Source organism: Staphylococcus succinus (genome assembly GCF_029024945.1).
Taxonomy (GTDB): domain Bacteria; phylum Bacillota; class Bacilli; order Staphylococcales; family Staphylococcaceae; genus Staphylococcus; species Staphylococcus succinus.
Genome location: NZ_CP118976.1, coordinates 1166240 through 1191626, shown reverse-complemented (window position 1 = coordinate 1191626; position 25387 = coordinate 1166240). Strand labels below are relative to the sequence as shown.

At 32.8% G+C, this 25387-nt stretch carries 23 protein-coding genes; 8 read left to right on the top strand and 15 right to left on the bottom strand.

All coding sequences use genetic code 11. The annotated features are described in order from the left end of the window. Positions 1–161: 161 nt before the first annotated feature. From PYW31_RS05845 to PYW31_RS05835, 3 genes are read right to left on the bottom strand one after another with little or no spacing between them, the layout of a single operon-like run. Positions 162–3365: a DNA polymerase III subunit alpha gene (locus tag PYW31_RS05845; protein ID WP_046836689.1), complete on the bottom strand. Its 3204-nt coding sequence runs from the start codon at positions 3363–3365 to the stop codon at positions 162–164. A gap of 21 nt (positions 3366–3386) precedes the next feature. Then, positions 3387–4322 (bottom strand): DHH family phosphoesterase, encoded by a 936-nt coding sequence (locus PYW31_RS05840; RefSeq protein ID WP_046836690.1) that lies wholly within the window; start codon positions 4320–4322, stop codon positions 3387–3389. 37 nt (positions 4323–4359) lie between these two features. After that, positions 4360–5652: a DRTGG domain-containing protein gene (locus PYW31_RS05835; RefSeq protein ID WP_046836691.1), complete on the bottom strand. Its 1293-nt coding sequence runs from the start codon at positions 5650–5652 to the stop codon at positions 4360–4362. Between the two features lie 228 nt (positions 5653–5880). On the opposite strand from PYW31_RS05835, the gene PYW31_RS05830 reads away from it, so the two are divergent. Further along, the gene (locus PYW31_RS05830; protein WP_046836692.1) at positions 5881–6294 is read left to right on the top strand and encodes a universal stress protein; all 414 of its coding nucleotides are present in this window, start codon (positions 5881–5883) and stop codon (positions 6292–6294) included. A 55-nt stretch (positions 6295–6349) separates the two neighbouring features. Here the strand turns inward: PYW31_RS05830 and PYW31_RS05825 are convergent, their stop codons facing one another. Beyond that, a complete protein-coding gene (locus PYW31_RS05825) occupies positions 6350–7039 on the bottom strand; it encodes a metal-dependent hydrolase (protein ID WP_046836693.1) in 690 nt (229 codons plus the stop codon). Positions 7040–7248: 209 nt separating this feature from the next. Here PYW31_RS05825 and PYW31_RS05820 point away from each other — a divergent pair, with 209 nt between their 5' ends. Further along, the gene (locus tag PYW31_RS05820; RefSeq protein WP_046836694.1) at positions 7249–8301 is read left to right on the top strand and encodes a M24 family metallopeptidase; all 1053 of its coding nucleotides are present in this window, start codon (positions 7249–7251) and stop codon (positions 8299–8301) included. Then, the gene (locus tag PYW31_RS05815) at positions 8298–8927 is read left to right on the top strand and encodes a copper homeostasis protein CutC (protein WP_046836695.1); all 630 of its coding nucleotides are present in this window, start codon (positions 8298–8300) and stop codon (positions 8925–8927) included. Before PYW31_RS05820 ends, PYW31_RS05815 begins: the two co-directional genes overlap by 4 nt. Before the next feature lie 184 nt (positions 8928–9111). Here the strand turns inward: PYW31_RS05815 and ald are convergent, their stop codons facing one another. Continuing rightward, entirely contained in the window at positions 9112–10227 is a 1116-nt protein-coding gene (gene ald, locus PYW31_RS05810; RefSeq protein ID WP_046836696.1) for an alanine dehydrogenase, read from the bottom strand. A 142-nt stretch (positions 10228–10369) separates the two neighbouring features. Between ald and PYW31_RS05805 the strand changes: the two genes are divergently transcribed. Together PYW31_RS05805 and PYW31_RS05800 are read left to right on the top strand one after the other, a co-directional pair. Continuing rightward, positions 10370–10873, top strand: coding sequence for a universal stress protein (locus PYW31_RS05805; RefSeq protein WP_046836697.1), 504 nt, complete (start codon positions 10370–10372; stop codon positions 10871–10873). Positions 10874–11143: 270 nt separating this feature from the next. Beyond that, on the top strand, positions 11144–12316 hold the full coding sequence (locus tag PYW31_RS05800; RefSeq protein ID WP_046836698.1) for an esterase-like activity of phytase family protein: 1173 nt from the start codon (positions 11144–11146) through the stop codon (positions 12314–12316). A gap of 71 nt (positions 12317–12387) precedes the next feature. Here the strand turns inward: PYW31_RS05800 and PYW31_RS05795 are convergent, their stop codons facing one another. The 9 genes from PYW31_RS05795 to ezrA all read right to left on the bottom strand — a co-directional run bounded on the left by PYW31_RS05795 (position 12388) and on the right by ezrA (position 22266). After that, complete coding sequence (locus PYW31_RS05795) at positions 12388–13587, bottom strand: acetate kinase (RefSeq protein WP_046836699.1); 1200 nt, start codon at positions 13585–13587, stop codon at positions 12388–12390. An 86-nt stretch (positions 13588–13673) separates the two neighbouring features. Next, on the bottom strand, positions 13674–14621 hold the full coding sequence (locus PYW31_RS05790) for a class I SAM-dependent methyltransferase (RefSeq protein WP_046836700.1): 948 nt from the start codon (positions 14619–14621) through the stop codon (positions 13674–13676). A 176-nt stretch (positions 14622–14797) separates the two neighbouring features. Next, positions 14798–15292: a thiol peroxidase gene (gene tpx, locus PYW31_RS05785; protein WP_046836701.1), complete on the bottom strand. Its 495-nt coding sequence runs from the start codon at positions 15290–15292 to the stop codon at positions 14798–14800. Between the two features lie 90 nt (positions 15293–15382). Then, positions 15383–15925, bottom strand: coding sequence for an RDD family protein (locus tag PYW31_RS05780; RefSeq protein WP_046836702.1), 543 nt, complete (start codon positions 15923–15925; stop codon positions 15383–15385). Positions 15926–15933: 8 nt separating this feature from the next. Next, positions 15934–16926, bottom strand: coding sequence for a signal peptide peptidase SppA (gene sppA, locus PYW31_RS05775; protein ID WP_046836703.1), 993 nt, complete (start codon positions 16924–16926; stop codon positions 15934–15936). A gap of 220 nt (positions 16927–17146) precedes the next feature. After that, positions 17147–17920, bottom strand: a complete 774-nt coding sequence (locus PYW31_RS05770; protein WP_046836704.1) for a sulfite exporter TauE/SafE family protein — start codon at positions 17918–17920, stop codon at positions 17147–17149. Positions 17921–18032: 112 nt separating this feature from the next. Next, positions 18033–19256 (bottom strand): tRNA uracil 4-sulfurtransferase ThiI, encoded by a 1224-nt coding sequence (gene thiI, locus PYW31_RS05765; protein ID WP_046836705.1) that lies wholly within the window; start codon positions 19254–19256, stop codon positions 18033–18035. Then, on the bottom strand, positions 19253–20389 hold the full coding sequence (locus PYW31_RS05760) for a cysteine desulfurase family protein (protein WP_046836706.1): 1137 nt from the start codon (positions 20387–20389) through the stop codon (positions 19253–19255). The genes thiI and PYW31_RS05760 overlap by 4 nt, the downstream gene beginning before the upstream one ends. Positions 20390–20574: 185 nt before the next feature. Beyond that, on the bottom strand, positions 20575–22266 hold the full coding sequence (gene ezrA / locus PYW31_RS05755; RefSeq protein WP_046836707.1) for a septation ring formation regulator EzrA: 1692 nt from the start codon (positions 22264–22266) through the stop codon (positions 20575–20577). 227 nt (positions 22267–22493) lie between these two features. Between ezrA and PYW31_RS05750 the strand changes: the two genes are divergently transcribed. The 3 genes from PYW31_RS05750 to PYW31_RS05740 all read left to right on the top strand — a co-directional run bounded on the left by PYW31_RS05750 (position 22494) and on the right by PYW31_RS05740 (position 24554). Continuing rightward, positions 22494–22958 (top strand): GAF domain-containing protein, encoded by a 465-nt coding sequence (locus tag PYW31_RS05750; protein WP_046836708.1) that lies wholly within the window; start codon positions 22494–22496, stop codon positions 22956–22958. A 257-nt stretch (positions 22959–23215) separates the two neighbouring features. Next, positions 23216–23818, top strand: a complete 603-nt coding sequence (gene rpsD, locus PYW31_RS05745) for a 30S ribosomal protein S4 (protein ID WP_046836709.1) — start codon at positions 23216–23218, stop codon at positions 23816–23818. 205 nt (positions 23819–24023) lie between these two features. Then, positions 24024–24554 (top strand): GNAT family N-acetyltransferase, encoded by a 531-nt coding sequence (locus tag PYW31_RS05740; protein WP_046836710.1) that lies wholly within the window; start codon positions 24024–24026, stop codon positions 24552–24554. 73 nt (positions 24555–24627) lie between these two features. Here PYW31_RS05740 and PYW31_RS05735 read toward each other — a convergent pair whose 3' ends face one another. Continuing rightward, positions 24628–25386: a glycerophosphodiester phosphodiesterase gene (locus PYW31_RS05735; RefSeq protein ID WP_046836711.1), complete on the bottom strand. Its 759-nt coding sequence runs from the start codon at positions 25384–25386 to the stop codon at positions 24628–24630. Position 25387: the final 1 nt, after the last annotated feature.

Below are 25387 nucleotides of genomic sequence, written 5' to 3'. Positions count from 1 at the left end.
AAACAAAAATTACATTTGCACTGTTAATATTTGTAATAAAAACATATAGATTTATTTGTTATTAAATATGTCATAGTTTTAATTTCATGAAAATTAAAACTGATGGCAAGCTTATGTATAACCATCAGTCAACTATATCATAGTTTATAATGCTGTTAAAGTTAAATAATTCTAATATCCCAAGGAGAAAACTTTTGTATTAATTCCCTAATTGATGCATTATTACGGGCCACATAGCCTATTGTTTTAAAGTTATTCTGACCTTCTTGAAAGTATTCTACTGGTATATGGTCATTATCTTTATTTTGAGTAATGTATTGTTCTAATTCAGGTTCGTCATTTAAATTTCTAATAACAATTTGTTTTGCGTTATTAAAAATGTATGATTCATATGCTTCTATAGATTCTATTTGATTGATAATAAGTTGTTTCTTATTATTTCGATTATCAAACTTACCTCTGACAATAAAAACGTCGTCTCCATTTAATAATGACTCATATTTTTTATATGCATCAGGGAAAATGACACCATCTAAATTATTCAATCCATCATTCAATGTTACAAATGCCATGTTTTGACCATTTTTGGTGCGTATCTTTTTACTACTATCAATTTGAATTAATATTGGTTGATGATCTCGCGCATTCGTTAGTTTATAAATACCCAGATATTGTTTTTGCTCAAATGTCTTTTCAACTGGATGCGTAGATACATAAAAACCTAAATATTCCTTTTCATAATCACTTAATACTTTATCGGGTAATTCACCTTTTTCTTCATATGTTGTTTTAGGCGTTAAAACGTCGAATATAAATCCATCCTGCTCAACATTAGACACATCATCCAACACTTGGTCAATAGCCTGTAATAGCGTGGCTCTATTTTTTCCAAATGTATCAAATGCACCTACAAGTATTAATGCTTCAAATAGCTTTCTTGATTTTATCCTTTTCGGTATACGTCTGGCAAAATCAAAAAAGTCTTTAAAATATCCATTTGCTTTCCGCTCATCAACAATCAATTTAACGCTTTGATAGCCTACGCCTTTAATTACACCTATCGATAAATAGATACCTTCTTTAGTGGCTTTGTAAAACCAATGACTATAATTAATATGTGGAGAAAGAATATTTAAATTTTGATGTTTTGCTTCATCAATAATTTGTGATGTTTTTTTCTCACTACCGATTGTGTTACTTAAAATATTTGAATAAAAATAATTGGGATAGTAAACCTTCAAATAACTCATGATATATGCGATTTTGGAATAACTCACTGCATGTGCACGTGCAAAGCCATAATCTGCAAATTTTAATATTAAATCAAATATTTGTTTACTCAAACTTTCGCTATAACCATTTTTTAATGCACCTTCAACGAAATGGTGTCGTTCACTTTCTAGCACAGCTCGATTTTTCTTACTCATTGCACGTCTTAAAATGTCCGCTTCACCATAATTAAATCCAGCAAACTTACTCGCAATTTGCATAATTTGTTCTTGATAAATAATAACTCCATATGTCTTTTTTAATATGGGTTGTAAATCTTCATGTAAATATTTAACTTTTGTAGAATCATGTCTTCTTGAAATATAAGTTGGTATTTCTTCCATTGGACCAGGTCTATAAAGTGAAGTCACAGCTACGATATCTTCAAAATGTTCAGGTTGTAATTTTTGTAATACATTTCTAATACCATCTGATTCGAGTTGAAATATACCTGTGGTGTCGCCTCTAGATAATAGTTGAAACACTTTCTCATCATCAAACGGTATCTGTTCTATGTCTATGCTAACATTCATATCACTACGAACTTGTTTAACAATTTGATGTATGATTGATAAATTCCGCAGTCCTAAGAAGTCAATTTTCAACAGACCTACCCGCTCAGCTTCTGTCATAGTCCATTGCGTTAAAAGTCCTGTATCTCCTAAAGTAAGTGGTGCATATTCATATAAAGGATGATCATTAATAATAATTCCAGCTGCATGCGTAGATGTATGGCGAGGTAAGCCCTCTAACTTTTTACATATCTCAAACCATCGCTCATGCCTATGATTCCGGTGCACAAATTGTTTAAAATCCTCCTGAGCGTATGCTTCATCTAAAGTAATACCTAACTTGTGTGGAATCAATTTAGAAATTTCATTTAGCGTAATATCATCAAAACTCATAATTCTGCCCACATCTCTTGCTACAGCTCTTGCTAATAGATGACCAAACGTTACAATACCTGCTACATGATGGGAACCGTATTTTTCTTGAACATATTGAATCACCTTGTCGCGATGTGTGTCTTCAAAATCAATATCTATATCTGGCATTGTGACACGTTCTGGATTTAAAAACCGTTCGAATAAAAGGTTATATTCTATTGGATCCATAGTAGTAATATTTAATAAATAACTCACGAGAGAACCAGCAGAAGAGCCACGGCCTGGTCCCACTAAGATATCATGTGTTTTAGCATAATGTATTAAATCACTTACTATTAAGAAATAATCTTCAAATCCCATGTCAGTGATAATTTGATATTCATGTAACAGCCTACGCTTATATTGCGCTACTTTGTGTTCAGCTAAGTTTAATCGCTGTAAGCTACTTTCTAATAAACTCCACAAATAATCTTTAGACGGCTGATTATCTGTCGTTTTGAATTTTGGCAGCAAAGATTGGTGGTAGCGTAGTTCAGCATTACAAAGCGTTGCCAGTTCGTTTGTATTATGCCATATATCTTTGCTTAGGCTGAGTTCACTTAAATCTTGTTGACCATACAAATGCGCATCATAATCCTGTTGTTCACTTACTAAATCTAATTTCGAATTATCTTTAATTGCGGCTAATGCCGTTAACGTCTCAGCATCCTCCCGATTTAGATAGCATGTATTTTGTGCCCATACGATAGGTAAATTGTATGATACTTGACTCGTATGATTCACATATATATTCGCTTCCTTGTTAAACTCAGAAATAATAGTTTGATGTGATTGATCTACATTTTTAAATATGACAACAAAATGTTGTGAATATTTTTTCAACCACTCTACAGGGGTTTCTGTTTTTTCTTTCATTTTGATAGCTGAAGATAACTTGAATAAATCTTTTAACCCTTGGTTGTTTTGAGCTAAGACGATTGTTTCAACCTCGGATAACCCATCTGTTACATAGATTGTCATACCAAAAATAGGATGCATATTCGCTGCTATACATGCGTCATAAAACTGTGGATAGCCATATAAAACGTTTGTATCTGTGATGGCTAAGGCTGTATAACCTTCTTTTGCAGCTTTAGTCACCACATCTTTAATTCTTAAACTAGAATTTAATAGATCATATGTTGTGTGAATATTTAAATGCGCAACCATCAACAAATACCTCCTTTGCTATTACAATTTATTATTTAATGCTGCTGCTAAATGATTAAATTGTTCCCAGTTTTCAACAGAAACGCCTGATGCATTCGGGTGTCCGCCACCACCAAAATCACTCGCAATATCATTGATTATAATACCTTTCGAACGAATTCTACATCTAATTTCTGAACCTTCATCCACACCAAAGACCCATATTTTGAGACCTTGAATATCAGCAATTGCATTTACAAAAAGAGATGCTTCGTTAGCCGCTATATCAAATTTTTCAAGAACATCTTTTGTAATAATTACCTTACAGAATCCTTTATCATTTAAATCAAAATTTTGTAGTACATATCCTTGGAAAGGAAGTAACTTAGGATCTTTTTCTCCAAGTTTGTTTAATTCTTCATTATGATTAAATGGGTATTTAAGTAGCTCGCTTGCTGCTTCTAATGTATGTGGGGTTGTATTGTTAAATAAGAATCGTCCTGTATCCCCAACAATGCCAAGATATAATAAGCGAGCTACTGAAGCATCAATAATTGATAAATCATTAAAGTGATTGATGAAATCAAAAATAATCTCACTTGTAGAAGACGCTTCCGTATTAACAAAATTAATATCACCATATTGATCAACTCCAGGATGGTGATCAATTTTAATCAATGATTGTCCCTGACTAAATCTTGAATCACTGATTCTTGGGGAATTAGCGGTATCACAAACAATAACTAACGCATCATTGTACTGTGTATCTGTTACATCATCAAATGTACCAATGAAATCTAATGAAGGTTCCGCCTCGCCTACAGCATAAATATTTTTGTTTGGAAATTTCAATTGTAGATAGCTTTTTAATCCAAGTTGAGAACCGTAAGCATCGGGATCAGGTCTTACATGTCTATGTATAATAATTGTTTCTTTTTCATTTATTGCAGTCATAATTTGATTAAATTCTTTAGTCATATGCTTCTTCCTTTTCAAAAGTTATATTGTATTTTTACTAGTCTATCATCTGACAAATAATCATTGCTTTCGCTACTTGCTGTCCGTTACTAGACATTGTTATTTCTAATTTTGCAAAATTTCTACCTACATCTAACATATCATAATGTACATCAATTTCAGACTCTATTTGCACTGTTTTAATATATATAATGTTCAAACTTTCAATCATTACTTCAAGTTTTTTTAACTTTCTTATTTCGTATCGTACTGTTTCTTCTATAATTGCAACGAACACTGCCTTACTTAACGTTCCAAACTGATTAGTTAAGAGTGGCGTAATCTGCACTTGAATACCATCATTTGCAATCGTGATGTGCTTTGCTATTTGATCATTAATTGTTTCTCCCACTTGTGGTTGACGACTTAAGAGTTGCATTGCTGTCAGGACGTCTTTACGCGTGATTACACCGACTAGTTTTTTACTTGGCGTAGTGACTGGCAAAAGCTCTATACCTTCCCAAATCATCATATGAGCACAATTTGCTACAGTCGTTGTTAACTGTACATTAATTGGTGCTTTGGTCATAAATTGTGCAATGGTATCCTTTTCATCCATTTTTATAATTTCTTTACTTGTAACAATGCCTACTAGCTTCCATTGAGCATCAATAACAGGAAACCTTGAATGACCAGTTTCTCTTGCTTTTTTCTTGTAATCATTTAATGTCATGTTATCAAAAATAACCGTATGTTCATTTACCGATTTGACTATATCTTCAACAACTAATATTTCTTTTCGAATCATTTGATCATACATAGCTCTATTAATAATATTAGCTACTAGATATGTATCATAATTCGAAGATAATATTGGTAAATCATGCTCATCTGCATATTTTATAATTTCATTAGAAGTACTAAAGCCACCTGTGATCAAAACAGCGCTACCTCGTTTTAAAGCAGCCAATTGAACATCTTTACGATTACCTACTATTAGTAAAGTATGTGTACTCAAATATTTAACTACATCTTCGATTTCCATCGCACCGATTGCAAATTTTGTGAGGGTCTTAATTAATCCATTTCTTCCCCCTAGTACTTGACCATCAATAATCTTTACTACTTCACCAAAAGTTAATTGTTCAATTTGTTCTCTCGATTTCTTTTCAATACGAACAGTACCTACACGGTCAATGGTTGCGACTAACCCTATTTGTCCAGCATCTTTGATAGCTCGATAAGCCGTTCCTTCAGATACGCCTAAATCTTTCGCTATCTTTCTAACAGAAATTTTTTGTCCGACTGCTAGAGATTCTATATATGATAAAATTTGCTCATGCTTCGTCATTTTAATAACCTCATTTATTTTGAACAGTTTCTCTGCCATTATAACTTTTTATAACTAAAATTGCGATGCAACGACATAAATTATAGCGAATTTAAAAAATAAAAAGTTGAATCATACATACCATTGTTTATAAATAATACTATATAAAAAAATTCGTATGCAAAATCTAATTTTTTATTGGATAAATAGGGATAGTTTGATTAGAATGAATTTAAGGAGGGATGAACAATGTTCAAAAATATTTTACTTGGTGTTGATACAACACTTAAAAATGAAAAAGCACTTAAACAAGTATCAAAATTAGCAGGTGAAGGTACTGTTGTCACTATACTAAACGCAATTAGTGAACAAGATGCGCAGACATCAATCAAATCAGGTGTACATTTAGATAAATTGATTGAAAAACGTAGTGAAGGTCTTCGAAGTACTCGTGAAGCATTAGATGAATATGGTATCGAATACGATGAAATTATTGTACGCGGTAATGCTAAAGTAGAATTGCTTAAGCATGCAAATAGTGGTAAATATGAAATTGTCGTACTTAGTAACCGTAAAGCTGAAGACAAGAAAAAATTTGTCTTAGGTAGTGTCAGTCATAAGGTTGCTAAAAGAGCAAGCATCCCAGTACTCATAGTAAAATAAAAAACAAAGCCTGAAGCTCTATAAAGTGCTTCAGGCTTTGTTTGCCAATAAAGAATTAAAATTTAACTTCCTCGCCAGGATTAAGGATTTGCACCTCTCCCACTGTTACAGCATCTTTAAATTGTTGAGGATCTTGTTCAATTAACTCAAATGTATTGTAATGTACAGGTACTGTGATTTGCGGTTTAATAAATTCATTAATCGCGTAACTCGCATCATCAATCCCCATTGTAAAATTATCTCCAATCGGTAAGAAACACACGTCAACCGGATGACGCTCTGCAATTAACTTCATATCACTAAACAATCCTGTGTCACCGGTATGATATATTGTTTTACCTTCAACTTCTAGAATAACTCCCATTGGCATACCTAGATAAATTGAAATACCATCATCATTGGTTAAACTAGAACTATGAAAGGCTTGAACAAATTTTACTGAACCAAACTCAAAATCTGTTTTACCACCAATATTCATTGGTCTTGCATTCTCTACACCTTTATTTAACGTTACGTAATTTGTTATTTCAACAGAACTTACTACTGTGGCATTATTTTTATTTGCTAATTCTACAGTATCGCCAAAATGATCACTGTGACCATGTGTTAAAATGATATAATCAACTTCTAACTTATTAACATCTAGATCAGATTGATCATTTCCGTTAATAAATGGATCTACGATTACTTTCTTTCCATTAGATTCAAAATAAATTGTTGATTGTCCATGAAATGATAATTTCATTTTGTTAATTCCTCCCATAATTCTATTTAATTTTAATATACCACGTTATTCTCTTTTTATAACACAGTAATAGCACATTCAAGTTAATTCATTAGTACCATTACGCAAATATTATAATCAATTGTACTTTAACAATATTTAATTTTTGAATTCCGCTATGAAGTAACCTAAAATTAAAACGAACACATATTTTAGGAGGATGATGACGAATGAAGTCTGAACAGATTATAAATGAATTGAAAAAACAACAAGCCGATGCGGCGTGGATTACAACACCTTTAAATATTTTTTACTTTACAGGTTATTTAAGTAATCCTCATGAACGTTTATTAGCATTATTGATTAAAGAGAATGGCAAACAAGTTCTATTCTGTCCACAATTAGAAGTAGAAGAAGTCAAAGCTTCTCCTTTTGAAGGTGAAATTATCGGTTATTTCGATACTGAGAACGCACTAGACAAGTATCCTCAAACATTTGAAAAATTATTAATTGAAGCAGCTCATTTAACTGTTCAACGTCAACGCGAATTGATAGAAGCATTTCATGTTCAATCATTTGGAGATATAGATCAAACAATTAAAGACTTGCGAAATGTAAAAAGCGAAAGTGAAATCAATAAAATTAAAAAAGCTTGCGAGCTTGCTGATAAATGTATAGAAATCGGCGTAGATTTTCTACAAGAAGGCGTTACTGAACGTCAAGTTGTAAATCATATTGAAAATGCGATTAAAGACTATGGCGTCAATGAAATGAGTTTTGACACAATGGTTCTATTCGGAGACCATGCAGCTTCTCCACACGGTACGCCTGGCGATCGTAAACTACAAAAAGATGAGTATGTCTTATTTGATTTAGGCGTCATTTATGATAACTACTGTAGTGATATGACTAGAACTGTACAATTTGGTACACCTAGTGAAGCAGCACAAAATATTTATAATATTGTTTTAAAAGCTGAACAAGAAGCAATTGCGGCAATTAAACCAGGTGTTACGATAAAAGAGGTAGATGATATCGCTCGTAACATTATCATTGATGCAGGTTATGGTGAATACTTCCCACATCGTTTAGGTCACGGATTAGGATTAGAAGAACATGAATATCAAGATATTTCAAGTTCTAATACGAATAAATTTGTTCCAGGCATGGTTGTTACAGTTGAACCAGGTATCTACGTCCCTGGTATCGCTGGTGTGCGTATCGAAGATGATATTCTAGTAACAGAAGATGGGAATACAAGTCTAACAGGATATGAAAAATGATTAAAGAAGCGGTTGTAGAAACAATTCAACAAGTAGAATATGCTATTGCGCATGGTGCTGATCGCATTGAACTATGTGATAACTTATCAGTTGGAGGTACTACACCTAGTCTTGGGATGATTGAAATTGCATCATCTTTATGTAGATTAAATAACGTTGCAATTGCAGTTATGATTCGTCCACGTGGCGGAGATTTTGTATACAATTTATACGACTTCGAAATCATGCAACGAGATATAAAAGCAATCAAACAACTTGATGTCGATTATTTCGTATTCGGCTGCTTGACAGAAGATCATGTATTAAATGAATGGCAAATGAAAACACTAAAACAATTAGCCGATCCTAAACCAGTAGTATGCCACATGGCCTTCGATGAAATTCATCAACGCGGTCAAATCAAAGCATTACATCAACTCATCAATATGGGGTTTTCTAGACTTTTAACACACGGAGGGCCTTCTAACACTAATCTCTTTGATAATTTAAATCAACTAGGTAAACTTGTAGTTAATTCAGGTGGTAATATTGAAATTATGCCCGGCGGTGGATTAAATAAGGATAACGTAGAAGCTTTAATTGCTGCATTTCCTTTTCAAGAAGTTCACGGCACTAAAATCGTCTGAGGTCATTCGCTTTATTCATTAAAACAAAAAATGGCAAACCTAAAGTAGATTTACCATTACAGACTGTCGACAAAAGCTCAAACTTTGTCGACAGTCTTTTATATTCAAAGTTAATATAAGCATGTGCTCATCCTGTAAGCTTAGAATCATACTTTGCACAGGCAGTCATGCGAAAACCACTTTATTATTTTATTACAGAGTCAATATCTTTATATGGCAATTGTAGCGCTTCAGCAACGCCTTTATTTGTCAATTGCCCATCGATGGTATTTAACCCTAATAATAACGCTGGGTTATCTTGTAAAGCCTTTAAATAACCTTTCCCAGCCAGTTGTTGTGCATAAGGCAAAGTGGCATTATTTAATGCTATCGTTGATGTACGTGGTACTGCACCTGGCATATTTGCTACCGCATAATGAACCACACCATGTTTTTTATATATTGGATCATCATGTGTAGAAATACGGTCGGTAGTTTCAAAGATGCCGCCCTGATCTATTGCAATATCAACTATTACTGCACCGTCCCTCATTTTTTTAATCATGTCCTCAGTAACAAGATTTGGCGCTTTAGCTCCTGGGATTAAAACTGCGCCAATAACTAAATCACTATCTTTCACACATTGTTCAATGTTTAATGGATTAGACATAATCGTATGTACTCTTCCATCAAACAAATCTTCTAATTCTTGCAATCGTTTTGGATTAACATCCAAAATAGTAACATCTGCACCAAGGCCCAATGCAATCTTAGCTGCGTTTGTTCCAGCTTGACCTCCACCGATAATGGATACACGTCCTTTAGAAACACCAGGAACGCCACCAAGCAAGATACCCATGCCACCTTTATATTTTTGTAAAAACTCAGCACCAATTTGAGCAGACATACGACCGGCAACTTCACTCATTGGTGTCAACAATGGTAAAGAACGATCTGGTAATTGCACTGTTTCATATGCTATGCCTATCACTTTATTGTCCAATAATGCCTGCGTTAATTTATTTTCATTAGCTAGATGTAAATAAGTAAAAAGAATTAGCCCTTCTTTAAAAAATTGAAATTCTTCTTCTAACGGTTCTTTAACTTTCATAACCATATCTACATTCCATACGTCAGCTGGTTCATTTACTATTTTTGCCCCTGCATCTATGTAATCGATGTCCTCAAAATATGAACCAAATCCTGCTGATTTTTCTACAATTACTGTGTGGCCTTGCTCTACTAATGCATGTACACCACTTGGTGATAAACTCACCCTATTTTCGTTATTTTTTATTTCTTTAGGAATACCAATAATCATTCCATCCACCTCCAAATTTATAGTAACGCGGATTTTATGAAAGCGCAATCAAAGTTATGAGTACTTTTACAACATATAAATTGTGTTAATATTCTGTCAATAATGATATAATGTAAGTAAGAAAAATAAGGAGGTTATTGTGATGCTAACTTATAAAAATATTTTAATAGCAGTAGATGGATCACATGAAGCGGAATGGGCATTTAACAAAGCAGTAGATGTAGCAAAACGTAATGAAGCACAACTAACAGTTGTCAACGTAATTGATTCCAGAACTTATTCTTCATACGAGGTTTACGATGCACAATTCACTGAGAAATCTAAGAATTTCTCTGAAGATTTGTTGAAAGGCTACAAAGAAGTTGCAACAAATTCTGGTGTTAAAAATGTTGAAACACGCTTAGAATTTGGTTCTCCAAAAGCAATTATTCCTAAAAAACTAGCAACAGATGTTGGCGCAGATTTAATTATGTGTGGTACTTCTGGTTTAAATGCAGTAGAAAGATTCATTGTTGGCTCAGTTTCTGAAGCTATTGTACGTCATTCTCCTTGTGATGTATTAGTCGTGCGTACTGAGGAGATTCCAGAAGATTTCGAACCACAAGTAGCGACAGATAAATTAAGATCACAATATCAAGCACATTAAGATTAACTCTGTAAGAAAGTCTTATCTTCTTACAAAACTATGCATAGAATATAAACAAACCAAAAACTATATAGTAGTCTTTGGTTTGTTTTTATGTGTTAAATTCAAATTTTAAATAATAACAGTATATTAACAACTCATTTAATAGCTGCGACATACCATCTCTGTTTAGTACATTTAACAAAGCCTTAATTAAAAATTTATACACCCTTCATGTGCAACGTTTATGATTAAATTCAACCCTATTAAAGAGAGGAGCATGAAACATTCATGAATTTATGTAATAAATCATTGATTATTGGTTTGATAGCATTTTCAGTCTCACCTTTAACTTTACATGCTAATAATGCTTTGGCACAAAACCAATCTATATCGCATAATGTAGATCATATGAAACTCATAGATACTAAAACGATACCCTACAATCAAACCTATAAAGAAACTACAATTGGCGGGCTATCAGGTATTACATATAATCCACAAAATAATAAGTGGCTAGTAATTAGCGATGATCGATCAGAACAAAATCCTGCTCGATTTTATGAAGCGAAATTGAATTATAATAATGACACATTTAACAATGTCAAATTCACTAAAGTTCATACACTTAAACAACCAGATGGCAGTACCTACCCAAATAAAGCACAATATAAAGAGGAACAAACAGGTCAGGTCGTTGACGCTGAATCGATACGTATCGATCCACTTCACAATCAAATTATGTATACAAGCGAAGGAGATCGTTCTCTTGCATTAAACCCATTTATTAGACTAGCGACAACCAATGGTAACTACTTAACCGACATTCCAATTAATAATACAATTAAAATGGATCATCACGCAAAGAAAGGCTTTCGCAATAACTTCGCATTAGAGGGCAGTACATTTTCAAATAATGGACAAACCCTTTGGACTTCAATGGAGGGACCACTCATACAAGATGACGCACTACCAACACCTGAATCCGGTGCATTATCTAGAATCACCCAATACGATCGCCAAGGCAATACATTATCCGAATTTGCTTACCCACTCGACGCTGTACCAGAGAAGCCTGGCAAAGGCAGACCTGCAGATAATGGAATTTCAGAAATGTTAGCAATAAACGACCATGAATTTTTAACTTTGGAACGTGCAAGTGTTCAATCCGATGATGGTTCCTACAAAAATTTTGTACGTATTTATAAAATAAATACGAATAAAGGCACAGACATAAAAAATAAAGCATCTCTCAAACACGCTAACGTCAAACCACTAAAAAAAGAATTAATTGCTAATTTAAATCATCATGACATTGAAAAAGTAGATAATATCGAAGGTATGACGTTTGGTAAAAAACTTCCAAACGGAAATGATAGTTTAGTATTAGTAGTTGATAATAATTTTAATAAAACGCAAAAAACAGAACTATTAGCTTTCGAAGTGGTACCAGAAAAAAATTAACTAGACTCTGTAATATAAAAAGACTTACACATCGTAAAAAATGTGTAAGTCTTTTTTAATTCATGAACGTATTATTTTACGTTTCCAAAATCTACAACATCGCGTGCTATCATCACTTCTTCATTCGTAGGTATTACAATAACTTTGACTGGTGAATGAGGATAGTTAATAAAGCCTTCCTCGCCATGGATTGATTCATTTTTCTTAGCGTCCCAATAAACACCCATAAATTCTAAACCTTCAAGTACTTTTGCTCTTACCGGATCAGAGTTTTCCCCAACACCAGCAGTGAAGACAATAACATCCACACCATGCATACGTGTAGCATAAGAACCAATATATTTATGAATACGAGATGCAAAGACATCGACTGCTAATTGCGCTCTTTCTTTACCTTCTTTAGCTTCTTCGATTATATCTCTTAAATCACTTGAAGTACCTGAAATACCTAATAAACCAGACTCTTTATTTAAAGTATTGAGTACTTCTTCAGCGTTTTTACCTGTTTTTTCCATGATAAATGGAATTAATGCAGGGTCAATATTACCTGAACGTGTGCCCATTGTTACACCTGCCAATGGTGTGAATCCCATAGAAGTATCTACAGATTCCCCGCCATCAATAGCTGCTATAGATGCACCATTACCAATATGGCAAGAAATTATACGTAATTCTTCTACTGGTTTACCTAAGATTTCAGCCGCACGTTGTGACACATACTTATGACTTGTACCATGGAAACCATATTTACGAATGCCATACTCTTCATAATATTGGTAAGGTAAACTATATAAGAAAGATTTCTCAGGCATCGTTTGATGGAAAGAAGTATCAAAGACAGCCACATGTGGAATATCTGGTAATAGTTTACGGAATGCACGAATACCCATTAAGTTTGCTGGGTTGTGTAATGGAGCCAACTCGCTTAATGATTCAATTTGTTTTTCAACTTCATCAGTAACAAAAACAGAGTTAGGGAATAATTCTCCACCATGAACAACACGATGACCCGTACCATCAATGTCATAAATACTTTCAATAATCCCATGATTTTTAAAGCTTTCAAGCATAATATTTACAGCATCTTCATGATTTGCAATATCATTTATTTCAGTGTTTTTCTCTCCATTTACGTCAATAGTGAAAATAGAATCCTTCAATCCAATTCGTTCAATTAGTCCTTTAGTAACAATTTTCTCTTCCGGCATTTCAATAAGTTGAAATTTCAAAGATGAACTACCAGCGTTAATGGCCAAAATTAATTTTGACATAAGCCTAATGCCTCCATTTTTAATTAAGTTTTAATATCCATATCTATTTAATCATTAATACAGTACGAATTCAAGAATATTACAGTTTAATTTTGTGGATGATTTTGATCCATCCATGTATTTAAATCTTGTAAAAAACCTTGGAATTGTTGCGGACTTTTGAAATCTGGAATATTTGCCAATAATACTTCAACTGGCTTAGTTACATTAGTTTCTTTTTTCTGTAATACTAGTATTGATTTACGCGCTTTTTCATTTTTGAAAAGTGTAGAAGGTAAATTTAAAAATGCCTGCATTTCTGTTTCTGTAGCAATGAAATTTTGTAACTGTTTCACATTTGAACCTTCAAATATGTTACTAGGTACCACTAAGAATGCATAACCAGATTTTTTCAATGCTGTAACAGCTTGTTCAATCAATAAAAAGTGTGAAAAACTATGCCCTTCTTCAAAACCTAATGCCATTTGTTGACTTCTTTCATCAACTGGGTAATAACCAATTGGCAAATCACCAACTACTACCTCTGCATCTTCAAAAGGTAATGGCATAATTGCATCTTGAGGGTAAACATCAAAAGGTATTTCTAAAAAGTTAGCTAAATGAACACTTACTCTTGAAAGTACTGGATCTACCTCTACGAGATGATGCATAATCTTTTGTTCTGATAGTACTTCGTGTACTGAGGCACTAAGGTGTCCTGCACCACTAGCCATATCAGCAATATGCAACTCTTCTTTATCTTTCAAGAAACGTTTTACAAGAAACCCTAAAATTAAACCGATTGAATCTGGTGTAATTTGATGATTGGCTTGAATTTCTTCTTGTTGTAGTAAACTTAAGTAGGAAAATTGAAATGCTTTTCTTCTATCTTGTAGTGTAGCTTGTTCTAGCAAATCTCTTTCACTTGTATAAACATGCTCCATTGCTAAACCTAAGTTTTCAATAAAACTTTGTCCATTATCTTCATTTAAAGCTTTTGCTTTTTCATCGAGTGTTTTAAATAACTTCTCCATTACTGTTTCTTCTTGTGTCATCTAATAGTCCTTTCTAAAAAAACTGTCCATAATACGTTTGAAATTAAGTTAGCTCTCTCTAACTTACATTACCAAATAATTATGGACAGTATACTTTATAATGTCAATGATACTGTTTGATTGTTTCACTATAATTCATCGAAGTGACAAGTTTATCAATCGAACATATATTCAAATTAAATATTGCGATAAGCTTCTAAAGCAGCTTCAAAATCTGGGAAATCAGTTCCTTCTGAAACAATTTCAGTATAAACTACTTTATTATTTTTATCTAAAACAAACACTGAACGTGCTAATAAACGTAATTCTTCCATAACCACACCGTAATTGCCTCCAAATGAAAGGTCTTTGTGGTCACTTAAAGTGATTACGTTGTCTAAACCATTTGATGCACACCATCTTTTTTGTGCAAATGGTAAGTCAGCAGAAACAGTTAATACAACACCTTCTTCTTGTGCTGCTTCTTCGTTAAATTTACGTGTTTGTTGATCACATACACCTGTATCTATAGATGGCACAACACTAATTAATTTCTTTTGACCATCATAAGTTGATAAATTAACTTGATTTAAATCATTGTCTAACACTGTAAAATCTGGAGCTGTTTCTCCTTCTTTTACTTGCGATCCTAATAATGTAACTGGTTCTTGTTTAAATGTAATTTGCGCCATGTGAACGCCTCCTATATTAAGTGCTTACATCGTTCATTATAACTGTTTAAGCTCATTTTTTAAAACTTTCTTACTTGAAAATGTGTTGAATTACTTTAAATAGAACAAATCTTCTAATTTATTTTTAATTACGACAGTTCCAGCGAAATAATCATGAATCCCTCTGTGTTTATTCGTAAATATAGTTACTAGGTATGGTAAATTACCAAAGACACCACTAATTATACGCCCTATCCATTCTCTAAATAATACATCGCCCCATGTTAATGACTGTCTATCTATACGTTCTACTCTAATGTTACATATCATTTTTCCAATGGTTTGTTTGAAATATTTAGTTAACAATACAAAATACAGGTAAAAGACGATCGCGTCTAACAGATGACCAACACTAAAATAATCAATCCATAACTTAACCGTATCTATATGTGTCAAAGCATAGATTGGTTTTAATATTATGCTGTGAATACCAAAGACAATCAGTAAATCTATAATAAAACTACAGAATCTTATACCAAAGCCTGCATAAAGCGCCTTTACCAATTGATTATGGTACATGGCCTCAGTCTCTGAACGTTCAGTAATAATATCTTTTTCTGAATTTTGTAACGGCTCATTTTTTAAATTCTCCATACTTCCACCTAACCTTCATAAAGATACATTGGTCGTGTCTTTGTATCATTATTTATTACTGATTTTAAACTTTTAAATTCATTCGTAAAATGAGTTAAATTTGTTTTCGTTTTAAATATAGAAGAGAATAAACCACCTTCTTCACTATATTCAAAGACTTCTGCATTTTTTGAATGAATATCATTTTTCAATGCTTTTAATGTCTTATCTTCATAACCAATTTCATCAATCAGACCATTTTTTTCAGCTTGTTGCGCACTATAAATCCGGCCATCAGCTAATTTTCTAACTTTACTTTCTGGCATGTTTCTGCCATCTTTCACTATTGTAACGAAGCGATTGAAACTATCATTTAATGCAGATTGTAAAATGTCTCTTTCGTCATCCGTCATTGCTCTAGAACTACTTAAAATATCTTTATGTTCCCCTGATTTGATCACATTTTCTTTAATACCTAATTTCTTTTGCAAGCCAGAATAATCTACATTAGACATGATAACGCCAATAGAGCCCGTCAAAGACTGAGGGCCAGCATAAATTTTATCTGCAGGTGCAGAAATATAATATCCACCTGAAGCAGCCATACTTCCCATATGTACATAAACTTCTTTACCTTGTTTCTTGATTTCTTTAATTTTTTTATAAATTTCGTCGCTCGGGTATGATCCTCCGCCAGGCGTATTTACCGATAACAACATGCCTTTGACCGTGTCATCTTTTTCCACATTTTCTAATTGCTTTAAAAATGCTTCATGGTTATACCCACTACTTTCAAACATGCCGCCACCTGAACCCTCAGTGATTTCTCCATTTAACGTTAAATGCGCTATGCGTTTATTAGAATCACCTTCTTGTTCAATCGTTTCAGTAAACGGATCTATTTTTGAAGAGGATGTATCACTAAATAGTGAGGACACCACGGATGAGATAGAACTAATCACAATTCCACCTAATACAATTACCACTGCTATGATAATCGCAACTATTCTTTTCTTTGACATTTGTAAACACTCCCAAGACTTAAATTTAAATGTATGATCATATTAATTTAAACATAATTATTTATGTTGTGTATATATTTACAGATATTTAATATAAAATAAGCACAAATCTATATTCCACTATTAAACCTGACTTATTTATAAATAAATTAAAAAGCCAATTAGATTTTAAAAATCTAATTGGCTTGTCTTTAAAATGTATAGCATTATATCATAATTTTCATATTAATTGCATGACATAGTCATATGTATTTTTTAATATCAATATTGCTGTAACAACTATAAATAATGTTTTGACATAACCCACACCTTTTTTAATCGCAAACATTGCACCTACGTATGAACCACAAATCATACTTGCCGCCATTATTAAACCATAAAAATAGTCTACTTGATGTAAAAAGATAAATAATATTAGTGCACCTAAATTAGATGCGAAATTTAACACCTTTGCATTACCTGCCGCACCAAGAAAATCAAAACCAAACATTAGTAATACAAAAAGCATGAATGAACCAGTGCCTCCACCAAGGAAACCGTCATAAAATCCTATTAAGCACATTAAAGCAATAAATAATATTGCTTTTCCAATCGATAATTTAGAAAATGTACGTACACTGCCCCAGTCTTTTTTTATTAATGTATAAATCATGACTAATGTTAATACTACGATTACTACCGGTTTTAATAATTGTGATGGTAAAAATGTCGCAATACTCGCACCACCTATTGCCATTAAAAAGATAAATGGAAATAATTTACCCACAAGTTTTAAATCGACATTACCAGATCTCAGAAAGCGAAATGCGCTGGTCATAGAACCGAACGCACTCGCTAATTTATTAGTTCCTAATGCCATTGATGGCGACATACCTACTGCTAATAGTGCTGGAATAGATATCAATCCACCTCCACCGACGACTGCATCAATAAATGCAGCCAGAAACCCAAGTAATATGACAATAATCACTATTGAAGTATCCCACTCTAACATCACGTCACCCTTTTCTATTTCAACCATGTCCTTTATTAAGATTATTTTAAATTAATAAAGCTGTATAGATCCACAAGTTCAATCAAATACATGATTTTAATTTATAGTTCTTTTAAAATAAATCATCAGCTAAAGCTTGCGTGGCTGTATCTTTTTCACTCTGATAATCTTTTGAAATCGTTAATGTTTCTATGCCGTCTACCGCTTCTTGGATTAATTCATCAAAGTCATAGACATTTTCATATTTTTCAACTTTTTCAAAATTAGGTTCAGTGACTGGATTTTTGGGTGTGAAGATTGTACAACAATCTTCATATGGCTGAATAGATACATCAAATGTGCCTATAGCTTTTGCTTTTTTTACTATTTCTTCTTTATCAAAGGTTAATAAAGGACGTAATACCGGCGTAGAAGTAACGTGATTAATCGCATACATACTTTTCAGTGTTTGACTCGCTACTTGCCCTAAATTCTCACCATTTACAATAGCATGTGCGTCAATTTGATGAACAAATTGATCAGCTACGCGCATCATCATTCGTCGTGTAGAAGTCATTGTATAACGTTCATGAACAACTTTATTGATTTGCTTCTGTAAATTCGTAAACGGCACGATATGCAATTTAATCGGCCCTACATGAGATGATAAAATACGTGTTAATTCAATCACTTTTTCTTTGGCTTTTTCACTTGTAAACGGTGGACTATGAAAATGAATCGCTTCAATTGTAACACCTCTACGCATCACTTCCATACCCGCTACTGGTGAGTCAATGCCACCTGATAACATAAGTAACGTTTTACCACCTGTACCAACTGGTAAGCCGCCAGCACCATTAATCACTTTATCATAAACATAAATCGCATCTAAACGAACTTCCACTTTGATATTATGATTAGGATGATGTACGTCTACAGAAAGATGTTCCACTTCACTTAAGACAGCTCCCCCAATTTCTCTTTGTAATTGATAAGTATCATAAGGGAAATTTTTATCAGAGCGCTTAACATCAATTTTAAACGTGTCGCCTTCTGCATAATCTTTTGCAAATTCAACTGCTTGAGCTTTAGCTGCATCTATTGTTTTTTCTATTTTTAATACAGGACTAATAGAATAAATACCAAAAACTTGTTTCAGTCTATGACACATTTCGTCTATGTCTGCCCCTTCGTCTAACTCAATGTACATTCTATCTCTATTTGCCTTTACTTTGTAACCTTGTAGTGGCATTAATGAACGTTTAACATTTGATCGTAATTGATTCACAAACATTTTACGATTTGCACCTTTTAACGTTAATTCACCGTATCTTACTAGTAGGTGATCATAAATCATCTTAACAACTCCCTTACTTCTTCATATACTTTATTAAACTTATCTTTAAATATTTCAATATGCTCATGCGTAGTATGACTACCCATGGATATGCGGATACTGCCTTCGATTTGTTTCACTGGTATATCCATTGCTAGCAACACTTCATTTAAGCTTGCTTTTTTAGAGGAACATGCGCTTGTCGTCGATAACATAATATCATGTTTTGAAAATGCATTAACTAACACTTCACCTTTAACACCTGGCAAACCAACATTAAGTATATGTGGCGCTGAACCTTGTGGTGAATGTATTTGAACACCTTGAAAACGCGATAAATAATCACGTATATCTTTATTGAATTGATGTAAAGTTTTATTTAGCTCAGACGTGTTTTGTACAGAGGTCTTCATTGCTTTTACGATAGCGATATCCATAGGTAAATTCACTGTTCCGCTTCTCACACCAAATTCTTGACCTCCACCATGAATCGTAGGTTGTATTTGATGGATGTTACGAACAAATAATACACCTTGTCCTTTTAGACCATGGAATTTATGTCCACTTAAGCTCATGGAATCAACACCTTCAAATATCAATGGTATTTTACCAATGGCTTGCACTGCATCAACATGCAAATGTGCTTTAGGGAATTGATGTACAATTTCAGCCACTTCGCTAATAGGTTGTACTTGTCCCATGACGTTGTTTACGTGCATACATGTCACTAACCCTACACTATCTGTCATTAAATTGGCTAAATGGTTTAAATCAACTTTCCCTTCCTTTGTCACATCAACGTATTTCACTTTAAAACCTTCTAATTCCAATGAACGAACAACTTCTAATACAGAAGGGTGTTCAAGCACAGAAGTAATAATTTCATCAGCAAATGCTTTTTTCTTATAGGCAATACCTTTTAAAGCAATATTATTAGATTCTGTGGCCCCACTTGTAAAGACGATATCAAAAGCTTGATTTAAGTTTAAGATATCATTTATTTGTGATTTAGTTTGTTGTAATAATTGGTCTGCTTGCAAACCAGCCTGATGCGGACTATTTGGATTGAAATATAATGATTGATTTACTTTGAGATACGTATCTAACACGTCTTGGTTAGGCTTTGTAGTTGCAGCATTATCAAGATATATCACGTTTTCCACTCCTTTTTATATTAACATATAGAATCAATGAGACACTATGGTCGATTTATATTTAATAGCACAGTTTTTTAATACTTACCTTTAAGCATTATACTCGCTTTTATAGAAAAGAAAAGACACGAAATAATAATATCATTTCGTGTCTTATATTTACTATTTAGAACCCCAATATTTGGTTAAGCTGTAACTTGAGATTCGATTTGTTTTGTAATTCCAGGTTCTACACTTTCCAAAGCTTGTTCAGAAATTTCAATTGAACGTTTATATCTATTATTTTTAAATAATCGTTCAGCTTCGTTAAGACTTTTATCTATATTTGAACTTTCTTTACGATAGCGATTTCCGTATTCAATAAGTTTCTCAGCATAAACTGCATTGACGAGTACATCAGTCGCTTCGTCTTCAAATTTATTCATTTGCAAAACAACTTTTGATACTTTGTCTTTTAATTGTTTAACATGAATTGGGCGTACGCTAAACTTCTTATTCACTTCACGTACTTCATAGTCGATTTCATTTTTCATAATAATAAATCGTTCCGGAACACTAGGTAAATTAGAAGCCAATAATTTTCTATATACTTCTTCTTTCTTACTTTGGATTCGTAAAATATTTTCTTCAGCTTCAGCTTCATCTTCTCGAAGTTGAATTAAGTGATTTTGTAATTTTTCTTGCTTATCATTAATGACTGCCACATGTTCTTCAATATATTTGAGATTATCTTGAACTTCACTATATCGAACTGCAGTTTTAGCCATCTCTTTTAAAATGTCATCATAAACAGTAATTAAATTTTGAATTTCATTTTCAAACTGCCTTACATTTTGCACGTCGCTTTCATTAATATAATAATTCTCACGTACATATTCAATTTCAGTTTGTAATGTATAATTCATTTCTTTTGCTCTAAATAAATTGTCTGTAATCACTTCTTTAGTTTCTTCTACGTCGTTTTTCGCTTTAACTTCATGCTCGATGAGTTCATACATTTCATCAAGACGGTCGTTGATACTATTTAATTTATCATTAGCTTCATCTAATTCTAATCTACTTATCATAGGTTCTACAAAGCTAAGTTCGGTCTTTAATGTTTGCAAAGTACTATCTATTTTAACATGATCTAAATCGTAACCTTCGACTTTCAAATCTCTACAACCGTATTTCAAGTCTTGGAATTGACCTGGCAACTCTTTTTGTGCTTCTTTAATTAAATCAGGGATTTCTGACATATCTTTTTTCAAGAAGTTCATATCTTCATGTAAAACTTTGATATGTTCATGTGCTTGATTAAAGTTACCCTCTTCTTTATATGCTTCATAATTTTCCATTTCTGGAACAAATGATTCGATTTCTTGCTCTAGTGGTTCAGCAGCTTCACCAAATTGATGTCTGTTTGCCAGGACATCACGTTTCATTTCACGATAATTATTTTTACATTCGTTGTAAAATTTATCGTTTTCATTATGTAGGCCTTTAATCTTTTCTACATCAGTAGTCAAAGTTTTATAATTCTCTTCATATTTATCCATCAGTTCGTGTGCTTCATCAATTTCAGTTTCAGCTTGCGAAAATTTGAATTTGTATAGTAGACCCTCTGCATTATGAATCTTTTCTTCAACAGGTGCTAAATATTGTTCTTTACTATCTAATGACGATTGTTTAAGTTTATCGTATGTTGATTTAGTTTCGCCTGTTAAAGTAAAATCAGATAATTGAGATAAACTCTCGTCGTACGGTAATTTTTCAACTTCTGATTTTCGTTCTTCAGCCTTTTCTATCATTTGGCTTTTATTTGAACGCATATAGAATAATACACCGACTATAATCAGTATAATGACAATAATCGCTAAAATGATATACAATGCCATAAGTTTTCTCCTCCTATTTTATCACTATTCATTATAACGTAATTCACCTATTCATTAAAATAGAAAATGAACGAATTGATAAGAATATTTTTATTCTCGTAATAAATCTAACTATATATATTATATGTATAGCATCATTACTTTAAAAAGCCCTTACAAATCATTTGATTGATTACTATTAAAACAGTCTTTATACTAAATGAAAAGTAAAAAGTGAGGTTTTTTAAATGTCAGAGATAAAAGAAACAAATTATAATTTATTACAAAAGCAAGTTGCTAGTTTAATTGAAGACGAATCAAATCTAATCGCTATTCTTAGTAACGTCTCCGCATTATTAAATGATTCATTAGATCAAATTAATTGGGTAGGCTTTTATTTAAAAGAAAATGATGAATTGATACTAGGACCTTTCCAAGGACATCCCGCATGTGTTCATATCGCTATTGGCAAAGGTGTCTGTGGTACTGCTGTTGCAGAAAATACAACACAACTCGTGGAAGATGTGCACGCGTTCCCTGGACATATTGCATGTGATGCTAATAGTAAATCAGAAATTGTAGTTCCACTTCACAGAAACGGTGACATTATTGGTGTACTTGATATCGACGCACCTATCATTGGTCGCTTTTCAAACAACGATCAACATGCCTTAGAAGAAATTGTAAACATTATTGAGCAGCAAATAAAATAACTGGGCTCAAAGGCACTTTTTACAACAATCATTATATATACTGTTGACACATTGCAATATCATGTTACAATGGTCTTTGTGTGAATAAACGAAATTAGCAGTTGTATATTAGTTGGCTCTATGTTGTTCCCAACGCGGACGTGCCGTGTAACCGTTGCTAAAAGGCGAGGACACATAAAACAATATATCCAATTAAGCATACAACACTCTTTTTTGTTTTTTCATAACAACAAAAAAGAAAAAGGAGGAGTCTTATTATGGCTCGATTCAGAGGTTCGAACTGGAAAAAATCACGTCGTTTAGGTATCTCATTAAGTGGTACTGGTAAAGAATTAGAGAAGCGTCCTTACGCTCCAGGCCAACACGGTCCTAACCAACGTAAAAAATTATCAGAATATGCATTACAATTACGTGAGAAACAAAAATTACGTTATTTATACGGAATGACTGAAAGACAATTCCGTAACACATTTGAAATTGCTGGTAACCAACATGGTGTACATGGTGAAAGCTTCATGCAATTATTAGCTGCTCGTTTAGATGCAGTTGTATATTCATTAGGTTTAGCTCGTACTCGCCGTCAAGCGCGTCAATTAGTTAACCATGGTCACGTTGAAGTTGATGGTAAACGTGTAGACATTCCATCATATACTTTAAAACCTGGTCAAGAAATTACAGTTCGCGAGAAATCTTTAAAATTAGATATCATTGCTGAATCTGTTGAAATCAATAACTTTGTACCAGAGTACTTAGAATTTGATGCTGACAACTTAAAAGGTAAATATATCCGCGTTCCAGAACGTAGTGAATTACCTGCTGAAATTAATGAACAACTTATCGTTGAGTACTACTCAAGATAAGCATTATGTCTTCAAAACAAGTATACCTTTCACAAGGTGTACTTGGTTTTTTATTGCATTCTCCCCTATTACAAATCAGTTATTCATAGACTTCCAACGTTAATGCTTATTTTATGAATATTTTACCGCCGCTTCATAGCTCACTGCATTTTACTTTTATAATATAATTGCGTATCCTAAATATAAAGATAAAGGAGTGTTAACTTTGATTATTAGAGCTTTAGAAGAAACTGATTTAGATTTTGTACATCACTTAAACAACGAATATTCTATAATGTCGTATTGGTTTGAAGAACCTTATCAGTCACTTAGCGAACTTCAATCTCTTTATAAAAAACACCTACACGATGAATCTGAACGCCGTTTCATAATAGAGACTGAGCAAACACGCATTGGCGTCGTAGAATTAGTAGAGATTAACTTTATACATAGTAATTGCGAAATACAAATCATCATAGATTCGCAATTTGGTGGCAAAGGGTATGCAAAAACTGCATTTAAAATGGCCATTGATTATGCTTTTCTTGTACTTAATCTCAATAAAATATATTTATTTGTAGATGTAAATAATGAAAAAGCCGTACATATTTATAAGGGCCAAAATTTTATTATTGAAGGTACTTTGCAGGAACATTTTTATGCACGGGGTGAATTTAACGACTGCTATGTTATGGGTTTACTCAAAAAGCATTGGGTCAACCAACATGATAATGATTTGTCTCAACTTGAACCTTAGTCTCATACACTAAACAATTTTGAATATAGCATTTAAAAGCTTAGAAACACCTGATGCGGTTTCTAAGCTTTTATTAAGTGCTTAAATTTTTATTTAAAATCGTATGAGGATTATCTGAAATAATACCATCTACCCCTAATTTAATTAGTGCCATTGCTTCAAAGTAATTATTTACTGTATAAGGCATAACACTTAATTGATAATTATGTGCAGCAGTTATAAATTTTTGATTAACCAAAGAAAAATGTGGATTTACATAATCTGCATATGTAGCGATTTGCTTAAAATCAGGTAATTTATACCAATATTTCCTTTTACTTATTAATACACCTAGTTGATACCCAACGTTCATATCATAAATTTTCCTAATGCTTTTTTGATCAAAAGATTGTAAAATCACCTTGTCTTTCGGTATGTTCCAAACTATTAATTTATCTATAATATCCTGTTCTATTCCAGGATATTGTTGTGGTTTTTTTATTTCAATTAATAATTTTTGAGGATGCTCTTTTATTAATGCGAGTACTTCATCCAATGTCATTAACGTTTGTTCGGAAAATACATCATCTTTCCACGAACCATAATCATATGCTTGCAAAGTAGCCAATGTTGAAGACTTTATTTTCCCCTTTCCATTAGAAGTTCGATCAATTGTATCATCGTGTATAACCACAAGATAATCATCTGAAGTTCTGTGAATATCTATTTCTAATATATCAATGTTGTTTGAAAGTGCAGCTACAAAAGCAACTAATGTATTTTCTGGATAATTTGTGGCCATACCACGATGTGCTATAAGTGTAATATTATCATTAAGATAATTCATGGTCATG

What these genes read in the sequence shown, in the direction of transcription:
- PYW31_RS05845 (WP_046836689.1), bottom strand. Translation starts at nt 3,365, where the DNA reads ATGGTTGCGCATTTAAATATTCACACAACATATGATCTATTAAATTCT.
- PYW31_RS05840 (WP_046836690.1), bottom strand. Translation starts at nt 4,322, where the DNA reads ATGACTAAAGAATTTAATCAAATTATGACTGCAATAAATGAAAAAGAA.
- PYW31_RS05835 (WP_046836691.1), bottom strand. Translation starts at nt 5,652, where the DNA reads ATGACGAAGCATGAGCAAATTTTATCATATATAGAATCTCTAGCAGTC.
- PYW31_RS05830 (WP_046836692.1), top strand. Translation starts at nt 5,881, where the DNA reads ATGTTCAAAAATATTTTACTTGGTGTTGATACAACACTTAAAAATGAA.
- PYW31_RS05825 (WP_046836693.1), bottom strand. Translation starts at nt 7,039, where the DNA reads ATGAAATTATCATTTCATGGACAATCAACAATTTATTTTGAATCTAAT.
- PYW31_RS05820 (WP_046836694.1), top strand. Translation starts at nt 7,249, where the DNA reads ATGAAGTCTGAACAGATTATAAATGAATTGAAAAAACAACAAGCCGAT.
- PYW31_RS05815 (WP_046836695.1), top strand. Translation starts at nt 8,298, where the DNA reads ATGATTAAAGAAGCGGTTGTAGAAACAATTCAACAAGTAGAATATGCT.
- ald (WP_046836696.1), bottom strand. Translation starts at nt 10,227, where the DNA reads ATGATTATTGGTATTCCTAAAGAAATAAAAAATAACGAAAATAGGGTG.
- PYW31_RS05805 (WP_046836697.1), top strand. Translation starts at nt 10,370, where the DNA reads ATGCTAACTTATAAAAATATTTTAATAGCAGTAGATGGATCACATGAA.
- PYW31_RS05800 (WP_046836698.1), top strand. Translation starts at nt 11,144, where the DNA reads ATGAATTTATGTAATAAATCATTGATTATTGGTTTGATAGCATTTTCA.
- PYW31_RS05795 (WP_046836699.1), bottom strand. Translation starts at nt 13,587, where the DNA reads ATGTCAAAATTAATTTTGGCCATTAACGCTGGTAGTTCATCTTTGAAA.
- PYW31_RS05790 (WP_046836700.1), bottom strand. Translation starts at nt 14,621, where the DNA reads ATGACACAAGAAGAAACAGTAATGGAGAAGTTATTTAAAACACTCGAT.
- tpx (WP_046836701.1), bottom strand. Translation starts at nt 15,292, where the DNA reads ATGGCGCAAATTACATTTAAACAAGAACCAGTTACATTATTAGGATCG.
- PYW31_RS05780 (WP_046836702.1), bottom strand. Translation starts at nt 15,925, where the DNA reads ATGGAGAATTTAAAAAATGAGCCGTTACAAAATTCAGAAAAAGATATT.
- sppA (WP_046836703.1), bottom strand. Translation starts at nt 16,926, where the DNA reads ATGTCAAAGAAAAGAATAGTTGCGATTATCATAGCAGTGGTAATTGTA.
- PYW31_RS05770 (WP_046836704.1), bottom strand. Translation starts at nt 17,920, where the DNA reads ATGTTAGAGTGGGATACTTCAATAGTGATTATTGTCATATTACTTGGG.
- thiI (WP_046836705.1), bottom strand. Translation starts at nt 19,256, where the DNA reads ATGATTTATGATCACCTACTAGTAAGATACGGTGAATTAACGTTAAAA.
- ezrA (WP_046836707.1), bottom strand. Translation starts at nt 22,266, where the DNA reads ATGGCATTGTATATCATTTTAGCGATTATTGTCATTATACTGATTATA.
- PYW31_RS05750 (WP_046836708.1), top strand. Translation starts at nt 22,494, where the DNA reads ATGTCAGAGATAAAAGAAACAAATTATAATTTATTACAAAAGCAAGTT.
- rpsD (WP_046836709.1), top strand. Translation starts at nt 23,216, where the DNA reads ATGGCTCGATTCAGAGGTTCGAACTGGAAAAAATCACGTCGTTTAGGT.
- PYW31_RS05735 (WP_046836711.1), bottom strand. Translation starts at nt 25,386, where the DNA reads ATGACCATGAATTATCTTAATGATAATATTACACTTATAGCACATCGT.